5 protein-coding genes are annotated in these 4,493 nt (G+C 68.2%); all 5 read right to left on the bottom strand.

The features are described from left to right. The coding region (locus ACYPYD_RS07275) for an aldose epimerase family protein (protein ID WP_459662628.1) at nucleotides 1-389 on the bottom strand (389 nt) is incomplete at its 3' end. Beyond that, entirely contained in the window at nucleotides 386-1,834 is a 1,449-nt protein-coding gene (locus ACYPYD_RS07280) for a sugar porter family MFS transporter (RefSeq protein WP_459662629.1), read from the bottom strand. The genes ACYPYD_RS07275 and ACYPYD_RS07280, both read right to left, overlap by 4 nt. A 40-nt stretch (nucleotides 1,835-1,874) precedes the next feature. Beyond that, on the bottom strand, nucleotides 1,875-2,753 hold the full coding sequence (locus ACYPYD_RS07285; protein ID WP_459662630.1) for an SMP-30/gluconolactonase/LRE family protein: 879 nt from the start codon (nucleotides 2,751-2,753) through the stop codon (nucleotides 1,875-1,877). After that, nucleotides 2,737-3,528, bottom strand: a complete 792-nt coding sequence (locus ACYPYD_RS07290) for an SDR family NAD(P)-dependent oxidoreductase (RefSeq protein ID WP_459662631.1) — start codon at nucleotides 3,526-3,528, stop codon at nucleotides 2,737-2,739. The genes ACYPYD_RS07285 and ACYPYD_RS07290 overlap by 17 nt, the downstream gene beginning before the upstream one ends. A gap of 25 nt (nucleotides 3,529-3,553) precedes the next feature. Then, the coding region (locus ACYPYD_RS07295; RefSeq protein WP_459662632.1) for a fumarylacetoacetate hydrolase family protein at nucleotides 3,554-4,493 on the bottom strand (940 nt) is incomplete at its 5' end.

Genomic DNA, 4,493 nt, shown 5'->3' on the forward strand with positions numbered 1-4,493 from the left:
AGCGCGCCGTCTTCCAGCAAGAAACTCTGCGTGGCGGACCAGTCCCACGGCCAGTGCTCGTCGGACGAATGAAGGCAGGCCAGCACCGCGCGGTCGGCCTGCTCGTCTTTCACCATCCACGGCATGATCCAACCGAGACCGTGGATCGGATGCTCGAAGCCCGCAACGTTGCGGGGGAGGGCATAGTCCTTTGCCGCGAAGGAGAAGCGCCCATCGGCAATGCGGTTGGCGTAAGGCACCAGCGGGAAGCAGGCGGCGTCCAGCGGGCTCGCGGCGTCCGCCGGGGTCGGGCGCAGGATGTGCTTGCCCCCGACCGCGAAGGAACCGATCGACCCGCCCAAATGCGGCAGCAGCGTGGCTTCGCTGCTGCCCGAACGCAGCTGGATCAAGCAGCCATCTCCTCAAGCGTGCGGCCGCGTGTCTCGGTCACCATGGCGCGCACGAAGAAGAACGAGAGGAAGGCGCTGAGCGCATAGAACCCGTAAGTCAGCGGCAGGCCGAGCCCGGCGGCCATCGCCGGGAAACTGACCGAGATGCCGAAGTTGGCGATCCACTGCGCGAAGCCCGAGACCGCCAGCGCCGAGCCGCGAATCTGGTTGGGGAACATCTCGCCCAGCATTACCCACATGACCGGCCCCCAGCTCAGGTTGAAGAACACGACATAGGCGTTGGCCGCGATCAGCGCCACGGTGCCGGTCTGGTCCGACAGCGTCAGGTGCCCACCTGTGAAGCTGCCGCTGGCGAAGCACACCGCCATGGTCGTCAACGTCACCGCCATGCCCGCCGAGCCGACCAGCAGCAGCGGCTTGCGCCCCAGCCGGTCGACCAGCAGCACGGTGACGAGGCAGGCGAGGATCGACAGCGTGCCCGACAGGATGTTGATCAGCAGCGCGTCGCTTTCGGAAAAGCCGACCGACTGCCACAGCACCGCGCCGTAGTAGAACACGATGTTGATGCCGACGAGTTGCTGGAACACGGCCAGCCCGATGCCCGCCCAGACCAGCTTGCGCAGGCGGCCGGTCGCGGGGTCCTTGAGGTCGGCGAAGCTCGGCCGGCGGTGGTCGGCGGCGATCGAGAGGAGGCTGGCCCGGATATCGGCGATCATCTTTGCGGCCGTCTCGGCTCCGAAGATGCGGGTGAGCACGGCCTGCGCCTCGGCTTCGCGCCCGCAGGCGACGAGGAAGCGCGGGCTTTCCGGGATCATGAACAGCGCGACGAGGTAGATCACGGCCGGGATCACCTGCATCCAGAACATCCAGCGCCAGGCGGGCAGGCCCAGCCACAGCGGATCGGTGCTGGAGCCCGCGTGCTTTGCCAGCGCCCAGTTGGCGACGAAGGCGCCGGTAAGGCCGGTGATGATCATGATCTGCTGCAGGCTGGAAAGCCGTCCGCGGATCGAGGCCGGAGTGACCTCGCTGATGTAGACCGGCGCCAGCACGCTCGCCGCGCCGACGCCGACGCCGCCGATGAAGCGGGCGATGACGAAGAGCGGCGAAGAGGTCGCCGCGCCCGCGCCCAGCGCGCTCACGACGAACAGCGCCGCGCCGATCATCATGACGCTGCGGCGGCCCCAGACGTCGGCGAGTCTGCCCGCCACGAAGGCGCCCACCGCGCAGCCCAGCAGTATCGCGCCGACGTTGAGCCCGGTGCCCAGCGCGGAGAGGTTGAACGCCTTTTCCAGCCCGTCCTGCGTGCCGTTGATGACGCCGCTGTCGTAGCCGAACATGAAACCGCCGATCGTTGCCACCGCAACGATCATGGCGACGAAGGCCATGTTGACCTTGCCGCCGTACTCCACGCCGGTTGGCGCGCTTCCCATGTCTATCGCCGCCATTCTTGCATCCTCATTGCTTGTTCTTGTCGTTACGGGCCGTTCAGACCGTGGGGTATCCTGGTGAGAGGCCGGGAACATCCACCGCGAAGGTGAAGAGGTCTCCGGCGTGGGGTTGAGCCGCCAGTTCGTCGGCCGACAACCCCTTGCGTGCCGTCGTCGCATAGACGGTGGTGAGGTCCGGGCCGCCGAACGCGATCTTGGTGACGTTCGCGACCGGGAATTCCACCCGGCCGAGGAACGTGCCGTCAGGGGCGAAGCGGGCCACACCCCAGCCGCCGAACAGGCCAACCCAGACGGTGCCCGCGCTGTCCACGGAGGGACCGTCGGGATAGCCCATGCCGTCCGGAATGCGCGCGAAGAGCCGTGCCTCGCCCGGATGCCCGTCCGCGCCGACGCAGGCGGACAGGATTACCCGCTCCAGCGTATCGACGAGATAGACCGTCCCGCCATCTGGCGAGAAGGCCGGGCCATTGGTGATGACCATCGGCTGGGGCGAAAGCGCGGTGCAGGTGCCACCGTGCAGGCGGTAATAGCCGCCGCTCGGCGCTTCCTCGGCATTGTCCATGGTGCCCAGCCACACCGATCCGTCCGGGTGGACGGCGGCGTCGTTGAGGCGGTTGCCGGGCAGGTCGGGCTCGACCGCGTGGAGCAGCGCGAAGGCGTCCTCCGCGAAGCGGTGCACGCCTGCCCTGGCGCCGACCAGCAGCGCGGCGCCCGCCAGCGGGATCACCCAGCCGGGCTCCTCGGGCGCTTCGATGGTGTCCAGCACGCCGCCCGCCGGATCGAAGCGATGGAGCTTGTGACCCTTGATGTCCACGAACCACAGGCAGCCGCGCGCGGCGTCCCACACCGGACCCTCGCCCAGTGTTGCACCGACCCTGCAGGCGACTTGAGGCGTCATCTCAGCGCCAGCCCGCATCGACGAAATACTCGTGCCCCGTACACATCCGCGCATCGTCGGAGGCGAGGAACAGCGCCAGCGCCGCCACGTCGGCCGGCTGGACGCGAGCCTTCAGGCACTGTGCGTCGAGGATCTCGCGCTCGCCCTCGGGGGTGTACCACTTCTCCTGCCGGGGCGTCTGGACGTTGCCGGGCACGATCGCGCAGACACGGATATTACGCTCGCCCAGTTCGCGGGCCATCGCGCGGGTCATGCCCTCGATCGCGGCCTTGGCAGTCTGGTAGAGCGAGAGCTGGTCGAGCGCGAGGTGCCAGCTGATCGACCCGAAGTTCAGGATCACGCCGCCGCCCGCCGCTTCCATGAAGGGCACGGCGGCCTGCGCGGCAAAGAACAGGTGGCGCAGGTTCACCGCCATACGCTCGTCCCAGTATTCCGGCGTGACGTCGGCGATGGCGTGGCGGTCGTCGTTGGCGGCGTTGTTGACCAGCACGTGGAGGCCGCCGAGCGCATCATGCGCCGCCGCGACTTGCGCCTGCACGAAGTCGAGGTCCTTGAGATCGCCGGCGACGAAGCGGGGGGTGAACTCCACCGTGCCGTCGAGGCTCGCCACCAGCGCTTCGGAAGGTTCGGCGGCGATGTCCACGAAGGACACTTTCGCCCCCTGCCGCGCGAAGGCCTCGACCAGCGCCGCCCCGATCCCGGAGCCGCCGCCCGAGATGAACACCCCCTTGCCCGCAAGCGAGGGAAAGCGCGCAGCTAGCGCGGTGGGGGAGGGGAGAGTGGTGGTCAACATGGAAGTCCTTGGTGAAGTCGAAGAGTCAGGCAAGCGCGTCGGCTTTTGTCCCGATCAGCCCGCGCGCGGCGAGGTTTCGGTAGAGGGCGGAAATCCCGGTTTCCCAGGCAGGCGCATCGCGTGAGGTGGCGACGGTGTTGACCAGCGTTCCGAGGCGATCGCTGGAGATCGTCACGACATCGCCGACCTTGTGGGTGAACCCGCGTCCCGGCGCATCGCGGTCCTGCGTCGGCGCGAACAGGGTGCCGAGGAACAGCACGACGCCGTCCGGGTATTGATGCTCGGAAAAGCACTGGCGCAGCAGGTCGAGCGGCGGGCGACTGATCTCCGACATGCGGCTCTCGCCTTCGAGGAGGAAACCGTCCGTGCCCTCGATGCGCAGCAGCACCTGCGCGTTCTCGACATCGGCCACGGTGTAGCCCTGATCGAACAGGCGCACGAACGGACCGACCGAGCAGCTGGCATTGTTGTCCTTCGCCTTGCCCAGCAGCAGCGCCGAGCGGCCTTCGAAATCGCGCAAGTTGACGTCGTTGCCCAGCGTCGCGCCCACGGCCTTCCCGTGCGCGTCGGAGAGGATGACGATCTCCGGCTCCGGGTTGTTCCAGTGCGAATCCGAACGCACGCCGATCGTAGCGCCCGATCCCACGGTGGAAAGCACCGGCGACTTGGTGAACACTTCCGCGTCCGGCCCGATCGCCACTTCGAGGTACTGCGACCACATGCCGTCCTCGATCAGCGCCGCCTTGAGCGCCGCTGCCTCCGGGCTGCCGGGCACGACCGAGCGGATCGAGCCGCCGATGCGCTCCTCCAGCCCGCCGCGCACCGCCTGCGCCTTGTCGGCATCGCCGCGCGCGCGTTCCTCGATCACGCGCTCCAACGCGGAGACGGCGAAAGTGACGCCCGCCGCCTTCACGCACTGCAGGTCGATCGGGCTGAGCAGGGTGGCACGGGCCAGAACGTCCTCG

This window comes from Novosphingobium sp. 11B, assembly GCF_054589055.1.